The organism is Hymenobacter wooponensis, assembly GCF_004745865.1.
Lineage (GTDB): Bacteria > Bacteroidota > Bacteroidia > Cytophagales > Hymenobacteraceae > Hymenobacter > Hymenobacter wooponensis.
This window is the reverse complement of record NZ_SRKZ01000002.1, coordinates 348,901-363,411: the sequence shown is the minus strand read 5'-3', so window position 1 is coordinate 363,411 and position 14,511 is coordinate 348,901. Positions and strand designations below refer to the sequence as shown.

11 protein-coding genes are annotated in these 14,511 nt (G+C 51.0%); 7 read left to right on the top strand and 4 right to left on the bottom strand.

Annotation, left to right across the window (positions count from 1 at the left end; translation table 11 throughout):
- The first annotated feature begins 234 nt into the window (after window positions 1–234).
- Together EU557_RS07790 and metK are read left to right on the top strand one after the other, a co-directional pair.
- On the top strand, window positions 235–2,682 hold the full coding sequence (locus tag EU557_RS07790; RefSeq protein WP_135529835.1) for a prolyl oligopeptidase family serine peptidase: 2,448 nt from the start codon (window positions 235–237) through the stop codon (window positions 2,680–2,682).
- 389 nt (window positions 2,683–3,071) lie between these two features.
- Window positions 3,072–4,334, top strand: coding sequence for a methionine adenosyltransferase (gene metK, locus EU557_RS07785; RefSeq protein WP_135529834.1), 1,263 nt, complete (start codon window positions 3,072–3,074; stop codon window positions 4,332–4,334).
- 112 nt (window positions 4,335–4,446) lie between these two features.
- Here the strand turns inward: metK and hpf are convergent, their stop codons facing one another.
- From hpf to EU557_RS07765, 4 genes are all read right to left on the bottom strand, one after another.
- Window positions 4,447–4,746: a ribosome hibernation-promoting factor, HPF/YfiA family gene (hpf, locus tag EU557_RS07780; protein ID WP_135529833.1), complete on the bottom strand. Its 300-nt coding sequence runs from the start codon at window positions 4,744–4,746 to the stop codon at window positions 4,447–4,449.
- Between the two features lie 29 nt (window positions 4,747–4,775).
- A complete protein-coding gene (locus EU557_RS07775; protein ID WP_135529832.1) occupies window positions 4,776–5,663 on the bottom strand; it encodes a tyrosine-type recombinase/integrase in 888 nt (295 codons plus the stop codon).
- Between the two features lie 151 nt (window positions 5,664–5,814).
- Complete coding sequence (gene rpsU / locus EU557_RS07770; RefSeq protein WP_135529831.1) at window positions 5,815–6,012, bottom strand: 30S ribosomal protein S21; 198 nt, start codon at window positions 6,010–6,012, stop codon at window positions 5,815–5,817.
- A gap of 167 nt (window positions 6,013–6,179) precedes the next feature.
- Window positions 6,180–7,319 carry an acyl-CoA dehydrogenase family protein gene (locus EU557_RS07765; RefSeq protein WP_135529830.1) on the bottom strand — a complete coding sequence of 380 codons (1,140 nt, stop codon included), beginning with the start codon at window positions 7,317–7,319 and terminating at the stop codon, window positions 6,180–6,182.
- Window positions 7,320–7,557: 238 nt separating this feature from the next.
- Between EU557_RS07765 and EU557_RS07760 the strand changes: the two genes are divergently transcribed.
- The 5 genes from EU557_RS07760 (at window position 7,558) to EU557_RS07740 (ending at window position 14,390) form a co-directional block, all read left to right on the top strand.
- Entirely contained in the window at window positions 7,558–8,484 is a 927-nt protein-coding gene (locus tag EU557_RS07760) for a polysaccharide biosynthesis/export family protein (protein ID WP_135529829.1), read from the top strand.
- A gap of 35 nt (window positions 8,485–8,519) precedes the next feature.
- Window positions 8,520–10,961 carry a GumC family protein gene (locus EU557_RS07755; RefSeq protein WP_135529828.1) on the top strand — a complete coding sequence of 814 codons (2,442 nt, stop codon included), beginning with the start codon at window positions 8,520–8,522 and terminating at the stop codon, window positions 10,959–10,961.
- A 20-nt stretch (window positions 10,962–10,981) separates the two neighbouring features.
- Entirely contained in the window at window positions 10,982–11,752 is a 771-nt protein-coding gene (locus tag EU557_RS07750) for a tyrosine-protein phosphatase (protein WP_135529827.1), read from the top strand.
- A gap of 52 nt (window positions 11,753–11,804) precedes the next feature.
- A complete protein-coding gene (locus EU557_RS07745; RefSeq protein WP_135529826.1) occupies window positions 11,805–12,812 on the top strand; it encodes an NAD-dependent epimerase/dehydratase family protein in 1,008 nt (335 codons plus the stop codon).
- A 180-nt stretch (window positions 12,813–12,992) separates the two neighbouring features.
- Window positions 12,993–14,390: a tetratricopeptide repeat protein gene (locus EU557_RS07740; protein ID WP_135529825.1), complete on the top strand. Its 1,398-nt coding sequence runs from the start codon at window positions 12,993–12,995 to the stop codon at window positions 14,388–14,390.
- Window positions 14,391–14,511 lie beyond the last annotated feature (121 nt).

Here is a 14,511-nt window from a genome sequence, read left to right as displayed (position 1 = left end):
TTAAGGCAGAGGGCTAGAAAAGTAGACTCAGTTTCTAAGCTAACCTTCAGCGCAAAAGTTCGAGTAGGCCACTCCTAACCGCAAACTGATGCTCAGTGACAGGGTGGCAAAGCCAATTTTACATAGGTAGCCTTTACTGTAGGCCTCTATCGCCGTGCAACGCAGGCAGTGGGCGTTATGTCCCTTGGCTGCCGTGACGTAAGTTGCAGTCTGGCTTAGCTATTTGCCGCTTCTATGTTGAAACGTATTCTCTTGCTGCTGGCCATTGCGCCGGCCTTATCACCTACTGTCCGCGCCCAGCAACTTGGGCCCCTGACCGTTGAAAAAATCATGCGCGACCCAGCGCAGTGGATTGGTAACTCCCCGAGCAATATTTCCTGGGCCGAGGACGGCAAGCGCATTTATTTCAACTGGAACCCTGAGAAAGCCCGCCGCGATTCCCTTTACAGCATCAGCCCCAGTGGGGGCACTGCCCGCAAAGTGAGCCAGCGGGAACAGCGGGAGCTACCAGCCGCCAACGGCGAGTACGACCAGCAGCACGCTCGCAAAGTGTACGAGAAGGACGGGGATATCTACCTGCTCGACCTCAAGACTCTGCGTGTGCGCCGTATTACCAACACCGCCGAGCGGGAGCTAGACCCCACATTTGCCCTGCAGGGCCAGCTCATCAGCTATACCCGGGCCAGCAATCTTTATACGTGGAACCCCGCCACTGGCGAAACCGTGCAGCGCACCGACTTCCGCCGCGGCAACAGGCCTACGGACGGCTCCACGGATATGGCCGATAAGTTTCTAAAGGCGCAACAGTTGGCGCTGTTTGACATCATCAAGCAAAAAGACCAAGATGTTAAAGCCCGGCAGCGGCAGCAGAAAGCCTTGGCGCGCCTGCGACCCAAAGCCATTTGGCTAGGCCAGCAGTCGGCGCGTAACCTGCGTCTCTCACCCGATGGTCGCTACGTAACCTACACGCTGGCTCAAGAGCCAAGTGGAGAGAAAGTAGCGTTGGTGCCGAACTTCGTGACGGCTTCCGGCTTTACCGAGGACATCAGCACCCGTACCAAAGTTGGTGCTCCCCAAACTGCTTACCAGCTAGGCCTCTACGATATTGGGCGTGACACCACCTTTGTGCTCGGCTACCGTGAATTAGAGGGGCTGGATGAGCAACCAGCTTATCGCAAAGAGTATCAGCTCCAGCTCAAAGCCCCCACGCCCGCCGATTCCGTTAAAGCTGCCACCGCCAAAAAAGAAAAACCAGCCACGGAGCAGCGCCGTGTGATTCCCTACGGCCCATTCTGGTCTGAGGACGGTAAGCGCGCATTTCTGGTTATCCGTAGCACCGATAATAAGGACCGCTGGATTGTTGGCCTCGACCCCGCCACCCAGAAAATCAATCTGCTCGACCGCCAGCACGACGATGCCTGGATCAATGGCCCTGGCATTGGCTACGACGAGGGCAACGTAGGTTGGCTGCCCGATTCGCGCCGAGTGTGGTTCCAGAGTGAGGAGACTGGCTACAGCCACCTCTACACCGTGGACGTAACCAATGGCCAGAAGAAAGCCCTGACTAGTGGCAAGTTTGAGGTGCAAAAAGCCCAACTCAGTCAGGACAAAAAGTCCTGGTACCTAACGGCCAACAAGGTGCACCCCGGCGAGCAGCATTTCTACCGCATGCCCATAAACGGTGGAGACTTAACTCAGATTACCTCTCTGCCCGGCGGTAGCGAGGTTACCCTTTCTCCCGACGAGAAGACGTTGGCAGTACGCTACAGCACCGCCAATACGCCCTGGGAGCTATACGTGATGGACAACAAGCCCGGCGCCAAAATGCGTCGCCTAACCCACAGCACCACCCCCGAATTTGAGAGCTATGCCTGGCGTACGCCAGAGGTCATCACCATCAAAGCTCGCGATGGGGCCGACGTGTACGCAAGGCTCTATAGGCCTACGAGTCCGCAGGCCCAAGGCCCAGCCGTAATTTTTGTGCACGGTGCCGGCTACCTACAAAATGCCCACAAATGGTGGAGCACGTACTTCCGCGAGTACATGTTTCACAACCTGCTGGTAGACAAAGGCTATACCGTGCTGGACATCGACTATCGCGGCTCTGCGGGCTACGGCCGCGACGTGCGCACAGGCATTTACCGTTACATGGGCGGCAAAGACCTCAACGACCAGGTGGACGGTGCCAAGCTCTTAACCGAGAAGTATGGTGTTAGCCCGCAGCGCATTGGCATATACGGCGGCAGCTACGGCGGCTTCATCACTCTTATGGCGATGTTCACCCAGCCCGACGTGTTCAAGGCTGGCGCCGCCCTGCGCTCCGTAACCGACTGGGCCCACTACAACCACGGTTACACCGACAACATCCTCAACGAGCCTTATAACGACTCCCTGGCCTACGCGCGCTCCTCGCCTATCTATTACGCTAATGGCCTAAAAGGAGCCTTGCTTATGTGCCACGGTATGGTAGATACCAATGTGCATTTCCAGGATATTGTACGCCTCTCTCAGCGCCTCATTGAACTCCACAAGGAGAACTGGGAGCTGGCAGTATACCCCGTTGAAGACCACGGCTTCGTGGAGCCCTCGTCGTGGACTGATGAGTACAAGCGCATCCTGAAGCTATTTGAGACGAACTTGAAGATTACCCCGGCCACTAGTGGCAGTACTGGCGGGCAGTAAAGTAGCCTAAACTAGCTAATCTGTCATAAGGCGCCGCCTTACCTCCAGTGCCCGAAGGAAATGCAGCACTCATCACTATAAGATATTCCTGTGCAGTACGATGGTAGCGCATTACTCAAAAGAAAAGCTGGCTATATAGGAACGCCCGTTCTGCATACTACCATATGGCCTAGAAGAGAAACCGAGGAAGAATAGGGTTGGGTATAATCGGGTTTGCTTCCTGGCAATAATTTCTTGCTGGGGTGTACTTGGCTAGAAGGATCAAGATGAATTCAGTCGTTTCACCCTTTCACCATCTAGAAAACTTGTAGCTTTGCGGCCCTGCCCGGCCTTTCGCTAGGGCGGGGCAGGGGCTGCCGGCCCCTCGCGTACTTCTACCTTACTAGCTGATGCCGTACTTGTTCACCTCCGAATCTGTTTCGGAAGGCCACCCCGATAAAGTAGCCGACCAGATTTCCGATGCCATCCTCGACGAATACTTGCGTCAGGACCCCACGGCTAAAGTCGCCTGCGAAACCCTGGTTACCACTGATTTTGCGCTGGTAGCCGGCGAAATTAAATCAACGGCCCACGTAGAGGCCGAGCCCATCATCCGGGAGGTGATTCGTCGCATTGGCTACAACAAGCCTGAGTACCTGTTTAATGCCGACACTTGCGAGGTAATGAACCGTCTGCACGAGCAGTCGGCTGACATCAACCAAGGTGTTGAGCGTGCCAAGCCTGAAGAGCAGGGTGCCGGTGACCAGGGCATGATGTTCGGGTATGCTACTCGTGAGACGGAAAATTACATGCCTTTGGCTCTCGACCTCTCGCACCGTCTACTGCGTGAGCTGTCGGCTATCCGCAAGGCTGGGCAGGAGATGACCTACCTGCGCCCCGATGCGAAAAGCCAGGTAACCATCCGCTACAACGACGACAACACGCCGGAAGCCATCGAAACCATCGTGGTCAGTACCCAGCACGACGATTTCGACCAAAACGAGCAGGTGATGCTAACCCAGATTGAGCAGGATATTAAGAACATCCTGATTCCGCGGGTGAAAGCTCAGCTCACGCAAGAGGTCCAAGCCCTCTTTACCGAGGATATCAAGTACCACATCAACCCCACGGGCAAGTTCGTAATTGGCGGTCCTCATGGTGACTCTGGCCTCACGGGCCGCAAAATCATTGTGGATACGTATGGCGGCAAGGGTGCTCACGGTGGCGGTGCTTTCTCCGGCAAGGACTCTTCAAAAGTTGACCGTTCCGCTGCCTATGCAGCCCGCCATATTGCTAAAAATCTGGTGGCTGCTGGCGTAGCCGATCAGGTGCTCGTGCAAGTGGCCTACGCTATTGGTGTGGCTGAGCCAGTTGGCGTATTCGTAACAACCTACGGTACTACTAAGGCTACCGGCTCGTTTGGTCACCAACTCACGGATGGTGAAATTGCCGCTAAAGTGCAGAGCATTTTCGACCTGCGCCCCTACGCCATCGTAAAGCGCTTAGGCCTGCAGAACCCCATCTTCGCTGAATCAGCTGCCTATGGCCATATGGGTCGTCAACCCGGTACAAAAGAAGTAAAACAAGCCGATGGCTCAACCAAGACCGTTGAGACTTTCACTTGGGAGAAGCTTGACTACGTCGATAAAATTAAGGCCGAGTTTGCGCTGTAGAGTAGCATGACCTTACAAAAAAAGCCCCAACTGGTAGCAGTTGGGGCTTTTTTATGCACGAAGCGGAGCTAAGTGGCCTAGCATAGCTGGCTAGGCCACCTACCTGGTATGCTTAGTGGCTCACAAGCTTGTCTTTATATTTGGTGATCTGACGCTTCAGACTGTCAGCGGCGGCATCAGCGGCCGCCTCAAATGTGCCAGCATCTTCCTGTGCGAAAAGCGTGGTACCGGGGACCCGAACCTTTACTTCCACCGTTTTATTATTTATACCATCCTTGTTATTCAGGCGCATAATCACTTCTCCTTCCGTGACGTGGTCATAAAAGGTTTCGAGTTTATCAAGACGCTTCTGGATGAAGTCAATCAGTTTTTGGTCGGCATCAAAATGCACCGATTGCATCTGTACTTTCATCGGATGTTGGGTTAAGGGTAAAAGAAAAATTAGGCCTTTGGGTGGGCCTTTTCAAACACGGATTTGAGCTTGTCAATACTCAAGTGTGTGTATACTTGGGTGGCCGCCAGATTAGCGTGGCCTAGCAACTCCTTGATAGCGTTTAAGTCGGCGCCTTTGCCTAGCAAATGCGTAGCGAAGGAGTGACGTAACACGTGCGGGTGCTGCTGACCAGACGCCGTAGTAATCTGGCTTAAATAGTGCTTTACCGTGCGATACACAAACTTTTCATAGAGCGGCTCTCCTTTGTCAGTAACGAGGAGTGCCCGGCGGACGTTGCTGTCAGCGCCAAATTCGCGTTGCTTATGCGCTATATAGTGTTCTAGCACTAAAAGCAAAGTGGGGTTGAGTGGTACGAGGCGCTGCTTGTTGCCTTTGCCTGTTACGCGCACTGTTTTGCCTGCTAAGCTGATGTCTTCGTGACCAATACCAATTAGCTCAGAGAGGCGGATACCGGTACCGTAGAGTAGTTCAAGAATCAGCTGGTCGCGAGAGCCCACCAAGTCCTGCGAAAATTCGAATGTATTGAGCAATCCGTTGAGTGAATCCTCCGCTACAAAGTCGGGCAACTTCTTGGCTACCTTGGGTGAAGTGATGCGCAACATGGGGTTTTTCTGGATGGCCCCCGTTCGCAGCAAATATTTGTAGTAAGAGCGTAAACAGGCAATCTTGCGGTTGACCGTGCGCGGGTCTTGGTGTTGCTGCATTAGAGCCACTACCCACGAACGAATTAGCATATGGTCCGCCTGCGTCGGATCCTGTAGCTCATAAGTGGTTTCTAGAAATGCAGAAAACTGCCGCAGATCGGTTTGGTAGGACAGTACCGTATGCGGACTATACCGCCGCTCGAACCGCAAATAATCAAAAAACAATTCCATACGTTAGGGCCCGACAGCTAAGCTGTGGATACCCAATGTATGGAATTCAATGGAAGAAAAAAATGAAATATACGGGCGCGAAAAAGCCGGCTGTTATGCTGCTAGAGCATAAATCAGCCGGCTTTTCTAGCTTATAGAAAGCTTTCTGAGACTATTGATTAGCCTCGTTACCATACGTTACCTGCTTGTAGATAGCTTTCTGCTTCTGCTTGCGGTTCGTGATGGAAGGCTTCTGGAAAAACGTGCGGCGACGCAGTTCTTTCAGCACGCCAGTGCGCTCGAATTTCTTCTTGAAGCGCTTGAGCGCACGGTCAACCGACTCGTTTTCTTTGATTTGTACGATGATCATATCTTCAGTGAGGTTGAAAACTTTCCTGGCTAGAGGGCTGCAAAGATAAGGAACTCTACGTGGTAGATGCAAATGGTTTACAGATTAACTAAGATTCAATAGTTTATCTATGCCATTCTACCGCTAGGCCACTATGCATGAAGCTTACTCTTATCAACAAGTCTCCTCTATTTTAGGATAGTACGAGCAATTACAAGCTTTTGAATTTCAGAGGTGCCTTCGCCAATTGTGCAGAGCTTAGCATCACGATAGTATTTCTCAGCCGGATAGTCCTTGGTGTAACCGTAGCCACCAAAAATTTGCACCCCTTCGTTAGCCGTGCGTACCGCCACTTCTGAGGCATAGAGCTTCGCCATTGCCGACTCACGATTAACATTCAGTCCCCGGTCTTTCATATCGGCAGCCCGATAGGTGAGCAGGGAAGCGGCTTCAATCTCGGTAGCCATATCGGCGAGCTTAAAGCCGATACCCTGGAAGTTGCTAATAGGCTGATTAAACTGATGACGCTCCTTTGAGTACTGCAGCGCTGCTTCATACGCTCCCTGCGCAATGCCCAAGCTCAAGGCCGCAATGCTAATACGACCACCGTCTAGTACTTTCAAAGCCTGCACAAAACCGTCACCTACCTTTCCAATGATATTTTCCTTAGGTACGCGGCAATCGGTGAAGATGAGCTCCGTAGTTTCAGAAGCGCGCATGCCAAGCTTATCTTCTTTGCGACCGGCAGCAAAGCCAGGCGTACCGCGTTCAATGATGAAAGCCGTCATGCCGTGAGAGTCACCTACTTCACCCGTCCGTGCAATAACTACAGCCACGTTGCCAGTCTTGCCATGGGTGATGAAGTTTTTAGCTCCGTTGAGCACATAAAAGTCGCCGTCTTCGATAGCTACGGTGCGCATATTGCCCGCATCAGAACCAGTATTGGGCTCCGTTAGACCCCAGGCTCCAATCCACTCGCCAGAGGCCAGTTTGGGTAGGTACTTGTGTTTCTGCTCTTCAGAAGCGTGTTGTAGAATATGGCCAGTGCAAAGAGAGTTATGCGCAGCCATACTCAGACCAATGCTACCATCAATCTTGGAAAGCTCTGCAATAGCTGTAACATATTCTACGTAGCCAAAGCCAGCCCCTCCATACTCTTGGGGTACTAGCACGCCCATAAGGCCGAGCTCTCCGAGTTTATGAAAGACGTCTACAGGAAACTCCTGGGATTCGTCCCATTTCATCATGTCGGGTTTGATGTACTGCGCGCCAAAATCGCGCACCATCTGGGCAATCATTGTCTGGTTTTCTGTAGCGACCAGTTCCATACGGGGTGGGAGTAAGGGTGGGGTGGGAATATGAACTAAACAGGACAGCGCCCGTTTTGGGTCCGCGAAAGTACGATTTTATAGAGGCAGAAGCCAGTACAGGATTTGGGGTTGAAGTGGCCCGGATTTTGAAAGGGCGCACCGATTCGGTTACTTTGGTAGTTCTTTCCCGGAATTCCTATGTGTGATTTTGGGTTTTCCATTAAGTCCTGACCTTGAACCCGGTTCTCCGGTTTGCATGCAAAAAAGCACGTTACCCCGCCTTCTGCGCCTATGTGTGTTATGCGTTTGCGCTGCACTGATCTCCTTTTCTTGCACCACTTCCAAGCTGAGGCAGCAAAATATTCTACTGCGAACTACTGGTGCTGGAGCCCTTGATACAGCACGTCTGCGGGATGTAGTCAATCGAGCTGAACGTAACTATATCATTCAGCCCAATGATTACCTGTACGTTCAAGTCGCTACTAACAAGGGAGAGCGAATTATAGACCCTAATGGGGAGTTAGGGTTCGGCTCCCCGGGAGGCGCAAGCGGTGGCAGTCGCCAGCCAATTACTCGCAGTTCTGGAGGTGGGCGTAATAATCAACAGCAGCAGGGCTCTGGTCAAAGCGAATTCCTAGTGCAGCACGATGGCATGATTAAGCTGCCTATGATTGATCCTTTGCGCTTGGCGGGCTATACCTTGTTGGAAGCAGATAGCGTACTACAGCAGCGTTACAGTGTCTACTATAAGGACGTATTTGTGCAGACCCGGGTAACGAATAACCGGGTTGTGGTAATGGGCGCAGTGGCTGGTGGACCAGGTCAGGTTATTCAACTGTATAACGACAATATGAACCTGCTAGAAGTGCTGGCTTCCGCAGGTGGTATTTCTGGAGGATATGTTGGTACTACATCTGCCAGCGGCCAATCAGGGCGCGCTGACAATATCCGTCTGATTCGGGGTGATTTAAAAAACCCACAAGTACAGATTATCAATCTAACTACTATCGATGGGATGAGACGAGCGAGTTTACAGGTTGAGCCCAATGACATTATCTATGTGGAGCCCATACGTCGTCCCGTATATGAAACGTTAAGTGATGCACAGCCTTATTTTGGCTTAATAGGAAGCGTAGTAGGCATCTTCACAACGTTTTTCCTTATTCGGAACGCTGTTAAATAGCGCTTCCATTTTTTAATTACTGAGCGTCTGCCTATATGGCTTTAAACGAAGAAGCTGATCTGGAAGAGTTAGTCCGTGGTGCCGGAGGGGAAGCGGATGAAGACCAAGGCGGCGGATTAGATCTGACTACTCTGGTAATGGTAGCTCGTAAGAGCTTACCCTGGGTATTGCTGCTTGTTATTCTGGGTCTACTGAGTTCTTGGTTGTTTCTTAGGTACACCAGCCCAGTATATCAGTCTACATCTCTACTTAAAATAGATGAAAAAACTGAAGCTGGCGTATTAGGGCTAGAGGGCTTAGGCAAAGCACCAAGTACAAGCCAGCTTTCTGGCGAAATTGAACTCATAAAGTCTAATTTGATATATCGCAGATTGCGCGACTCGCTCGATCTGGAGGTAAATTATTACGCAGAGGGAACTGTTCTAGAAACCGAATTATATCGAGCTGCACCCTTCAAAGTTGAGTACGAGGTCAGAGCAGGCGGTGCGGGACAGTTCAATTCTAAATTCGGACTGCATTTTTTATCTCCCCAACAAATAGAATTAACTTATCAAGAAGGCGGTCAGGAAAAAAGCCAGAAAGCTGCTGTTGGTGACCCGATTGAAACAGCCGGCTTTACCTTCAAGATTCTTCAGACTCCCCTTTTCCGTCCAGTAGATACAGACCGAAGCTTTTATTTTATAATCAGAGACGAAGGCTTCATAAATGGGTATCTAAGTTCTAATCTGCAAGCTCAAATAGTGAATCCGGATGCTAATACTATTAGTATAGCTTTCACTGATCATAATCCCCTTAAGGCGCATGATATTGTAAATAAAGTAGATACGGCCTATTTGGTTGAAAAAATCCAGCGCAAGCAGGAACAATCCGCTAAAACACTTCGGTACTTGGCAGAACAGTCAGAAGACAATCGCCAACTCTTGCGTCAAGCAGAAGAGCAACTGCAGGACTATATGAAGCAGAATAAGCTTTTCGATGCTGAAAGTGAACTCGGAAGCTTGACCACTTTATTAAATAGCCAAGAGGAAGAACGGCAGAAATTACAGGAGCAGTTATCTCTTCTACGAAGCTTGAATAGCCAGATAGAACAGAATCGTATCATAGCGGTGGAAGGTAGATCTGCTGAGCAAAGTATACCAGCCTTAGCAGAGGTGAAGGCACCTGAGCTCACAGAGCGCATTTCTGAGTTATACGGCTTACAACTAGAAATTAACCGAATTTCAAATTCATATACGCCCGCTACACAAGCAATTAAAAACCTACAGGACCAGATTGCCTTTGTTAAGCGTAATATCAATCAATTGCTTCGCCAGAACCAACAGCTTTTGCAACGGCAGTTGGATCAAATGAACGGTAAAGCGAATGAGCTACAGAGTCGTTTGGCCGAACTGCCAGAAATACGGACCCAGATCGAAAGGCTAAAGCGCCCTCGTGAGCTATATGAGAAGTATAGCATGCTCATGATGGACAAAACGCTAGAATACAATATTGCTAGAGCTGGTATCACAGCCGACTTTCAAGTATTGTCGCCAGCCAATTTACCCGGAGCCCCCATTGCACCTGTTCGCACAATGGTCTATGCAATTGGGTTGGCTGTGGGCTTGGTATTGGGAATAGGATTAATCGCTGTTCGATACCTACTACACAATACCGTTACGAATGTAGGGGAGCTAGAGCGCAATACGTCTTCTCCAGTGTTGGGAGTAATTCCTACCTACGACAAGGAGAAAATGTCGGTATCAAAGCTGATTGTTGATAAGAATCCAAAGTCGGCTATTTCGGAAGCTATACGCTCTATTCGGACGAATCTAGAGTTTATGGCTTCCTCCAAAAAGAAACGACTAATTTCTATAACTTCTACTGTTAGTGGAGAGGGCAAAACCTTTGTGACGGTTAATCTAGCCGGCATCATAGCGGCTTCAGATCAGCGAGTAGTAATCTTGGATCTAGATATGCGTAAGCCCAAGGTGAATCTAGCTTTCGAGGCTGAAAACACAAAAGGAGTTAGTACTATACTCATTGATAAGCATTCTTGGCAAGAGTGTATTCAGCATACTACCATCCCAACGCTAGATTTTATTTCTGCGGGGCCAACGCCACCTAATCCATCGGAGCTTATTCTGAGTTCACGGTTTGATGATTTGATAGAGCATCTGTATCAATTTTATGATGTGATTATCATTGATACACCGCCAGTAGGCCTAGTGACGGATGGCATCCTCATCATGCGTAAAGCGGATGTGCCTATTTATATAGTTAGGGCTAACTATTCGAAGAAGGCCTTCCTGAAAAACATCAATAAGCTGGTTCGTACAAACGGCTTCACCAAGATTACCACCATCTTAAACGATGCGAAAACCAGTGGCATGTATGGCTACGGGTACGGTTATGGGCAAGGTTACGGGCAAGGCTACTATGAAGAAGCTCAACCTCAAGCTGCAGGCGTAGTTGAAAAAATACGTAAGCGGTTTTCCTAACTTCTGGGCCTTTTCTTAACATGGCGTCCTTCCTTCAGAAACTCTTTGGCTCTAAGCCGCCAACTGCCTCTGAGGTGGCTGAGTCACTAGCGGTGCTAGGCGCAGACATGCATTCCCACGTGCTGCCTGGCCTAGATGATGGAGCAGAGACCATGGAGCAAGCTGTGGAACTGGTATGGGCCATGCAACAGCTAGGGTATCGCAAGCTGATTATGACTCCCCATATCATGGGTGACTTCTATCGCAATACGCCCGATGGGGTTCGAGGAGCATTGGCCGCGTTGCAACACGCTGTAGCAGCAGCTAGTATCACTGGGATTGAGCTAGAGTGCGCGGCAGAATACTACCTGGATGAATGGTTCGGACAGAAGCTAGAGGCACGAGAACCATTACTGAGCTTTGGCGGCAATAAGCAGTATGTGCTAGTTGAAACCTCTTACATCAACGAACCCTTTAACTTTGCCGATACGATGTTTCAACTCAAAGCACACGGATATCAGCCGGTGTTGGCACATCCGGAGCGGTACACGTATCTGTACGGACGGTTTGAGCATTTAGAAAGCATACGGGAAAGTGGGGTGTTCCTGCAGGTAAACCTCAACTCTATTGCGGGCTACTACTCAGCAGGTGCCAAACGAGTGGCCGAGAAGATGATTGATGCAGGCATGGTAGATATGGTGGGCACGGATGCCCATCATAGCAAGCATACCGAATTTTTACGCACTAAAGTCTTACCCAGTAGCTACCTTCAAAAGGTGCTGTCGTTGCCTTTACTCAACAATACATTGTAGTACAGCCACACGGCCTCTATCTTGCTTTGGTTTTCCGCCCCAGCTCAAATGCATGATTTTCGTTACCGGAGGTAGTGGCCTAGTAGGCAGCTTTTTGATTGCAGAGCTTATTGCGCGAGGCGAAAGTGTTAGGGCTCTCTACAGAGGCGACGTCGTTCCGCAGATACCAGCCGCCAGCCAAGTAGAATGGGTAGAAGGCGATTTGCGTGATGCGCTGGGCCTACGAGTAGCTTTGGAGGGTGTGACGCACGTATTTCATTGCGCGGGGTTAGTATCCTATGCTCCGCAGGACGAAACGGCTCTGTTGCAGGTCAACGTGGAAGGTACTGCCAACATGGTGGATGCCTGCCTGGAAAGACCAGGTATTCGGTTGGGCTATGTATCGTCAGTGGCAGCCTTGGGCAGTAAGACGGGAGAGCAGCCTGCCGGACCCGTGCAATTAGATGAAACCGCTAAGTGGGATTTGGGAGCGGAGCACAACGCCTATGCTACCTCAAAGTATTTGGCAGAGCTGGAAGTGTGGCGCGGCGTTTCTGAAGGGTTACAGGCCGTAGCAGTCAACCCTTCCGTTATACTAGGGCCCGCCGATTGGAACCGCAGCAGTACCCGTCTCTTCCGGTATGCTTATGACCAGCACGCTTTCTATACGCCTGGCAACATTAACGTAGTGGATGTGCGCGATGTGGTAGACATGCTTATGCGCCTGACATTGGATACTACCATTAGTGGCGAACGGTTTGTATTGAGTGCCCAGGCTGTACCTTTGCGGGACTTCCTCAGCCAGGCAGCCACTTGCTTCCGGCGTAAACCTCCAACTATAGCAGTGCCCGATTGGGCCGCTGAAACTATTTGGCGCTTAGAGCATGTGCGGTCTGTAATGACGGGGGCTAGGCCACTTATCACAAAAGACACCGCTCGGGCCGGACGTCGGCCAGTAGAATACCGCGCCGATAAGGTGCAGCGGGTGCTAGGCCAGTCGTTCCGGGCTTTACCGGATACCATAACCTGGTGTTGCGAGGGGTTGATGGCTAGGAAGCACGTAACCGAGCAGCTTGTCTAGCTAGTGGGTACGCTAGGCCAGTAAAAGAACTTTTAGGAAGCGAATTATGGCCTGAACCAGCGTGCCTCCGGTGCGGTTGTTGTATATTCAGGACCGACACCTTATTAGGGTGAGTTACGTCGCTCACCTTTGCGTAGCCTGCCAAAATGGCGGCTGCGTGCCGATTGTAGCAGCATGAGAATGAATGAGAATTTTGAGGACCGGGATGAAGTGCTGGATACTGTGCGCCGTTTTGAGCGGATGGTAGCCCAGAACGAACCCGTGTTTTTTGACTTGGCCGATTTTGAGAACATCATCGACCACTATACCACCAATACTCAGTACGACAAAGCATTACAAGCCTGCGAAGCAGCCATTGCGCAATATCCCTTCAGTACCGAACTACTCATTGACCGCTCCCAGGTACTAGCCATGAAGGGCGAGTACGGAGCGGCAGCTCAGCAGATTGAGGACGTCGCTCAACTCGACCCCGATAACCCTGATGTAGCTGTAACACGCGGCATAATTGCCACACAAAAGGGTGAGTTTGCTGAAGCAGTAGCATTCTTCCAGCAAGCAGCGGAGCGCACACAAGACCGCGACGATATCTTTTTCAACCTCGGACTGGCCTACCAGAGCTGGCAGAAGTTTAAGAGTGCAGCTAAGTACTACAAACAGAGCCTGCGCCTAAATCCCGATAACGACGTGGCCGTGCAGGAGCTCCTGTACTGCTTGGAGGTGAGTGAGCGGCTGGAGAAAAATCTAGAGTTCTTCCGGCGCTTTACCGATGACGACCCGTACTCGGCGGTAGCTTGGTACAACTTAGGACAGGCCTACTATCGGGCGGGTAAGTTCGACGATGCCATAAGTGCTTTTGACTACGCCATCCTCATCGATGCCAAGTTCTATGAAGCCCATGGTTTCCTAGCAAGCACGTATGTGAGCTTGGAGCGGTACCGCAAAGCAATCGAGGAGTTTGATCTGAGCTACCCTGAAGGAGAGCCAACCCCGGAGGCTCTATGCAATATTGGTGAGTGCTACGAGAAGCTGGCTGAATGGGATAACGCCCGTCGTTTCTACCAACGCGCTATTGACCTCGACGCCACTATTGACGAGGCTTGGTTTGGCATCGGCATTGTGATGAATGCCCAGGAGCGCTATTTCGAGGCTATTCACTTCTTTCGCAAGGCCGTGAGCCTTTACGAGGAAAGTGTGGAGTACTGGCTGGCCCTAGCGGCTGCGGAGTATCAGATTGGCAACGTTGTATCATCCATAGAGGCCTACGAGCGGGCTACCCAGGTGGCACCCGACAACAAGGACGCGTGGCTGAACTGGAGCATTCTCCTGTATGAGCAGGGTAACTTTGATGGGGCCATCGACTTGATGCGCAACGCCGTGGAGATTCAGCCGCTTGAAGCTGAGCTGCACTATCGTCTGTGCGCTTACCTATTAGCTGCTGGCCGCTACCGCGAAGCGTACCAGTGCCTGGAAAACGCACTAGTGCTGGACTTTGACAAGCACCGGTTGCTCTTTGACTATTTTCCGGAACTGGAGTCGCAGAAGGCGCTGGCAAAGCTGATTGATCAATACCGGAAGTAGCTCTGCGTTTGCTACATATAGGGAAGCCCCACTGGGTTGGTAGTACTACCAACCCAGTGGGGCTTTCAGCATTTTCAGCCGTTACAGAATTCGGGCGTACTTTTGAGCGCAGTGCTAGGCC